General features: G+C 68.0%; 1 pseudogene. It reads right to left on the reverse strand.

Annotated elements, in window-relative coordinates:
• Positions 1-93: 93 nt before the first annotated feature.
• Positions 94-565 (reverse strand): annotated as a pseudogene (locus ABD339_RS33585) (hypothetical protein); the annotation flags it as partial.

Consider the following 565-nt stretch of genomic DNA (forward strand, 5'->3'; position numbering starts at 1 on the left):
GGCCGAGCACGCCGAACTCGGCCCGCGGATCACCGCGGTCGACACCGCCCTCAGGTCCGGCGCCGACGACCTCGCAGCCCGCATCCAGGACCTCTACCAGGTGATGGACCACCACTTCGGGCACGAGGAGGACAGCGCGCTGCCGCTGATCAACGACGTGCTCTCACCCGCCGAGTGGCGGACCTTCGGCCTGGCCAACGCCAGGAACCTCGGCGTCAAGGGCGTCGGTTCCGCGCTGTGGGCCTGCTGGCTGAGTCCCGCCAGGGCGTCAAATTCGCCGAGCAGGGCAATGACCGGTTGGCCCTCACCGACGCTGGCGATAAAGGCATTCGGGATCCCGCCAGCATCGCGGGTGAGCTGAAAACCTTCCGCCTCCAGGGCGTCGATTTCAAAAGAGGAGAGCAGCGGCGCGGTCATGCCTTGCCATAGATCGCGCGCGGCCAGCGCCACCACTTTCCCGGTCTGCGGCCCCAGCCCGGTGGTCGGCTTAATTTCGATATTCGCCATCATGTCGTGACGACGGCAGCGCTCCGCCACCTGGGAGAGCAGCGGCAGCGGCTCGCCC

This window comes from Streptomyces axinellae (genome assembly GCF_039532135.1).
In the GTDB taxonomy this organism is placed as follows: domain Bacteria; phylum Actinomycetota; class Actinomycetes; order Streptomycetales; family Streptomycetaceae; genus Streptomyces; species Streptomyces axinellae.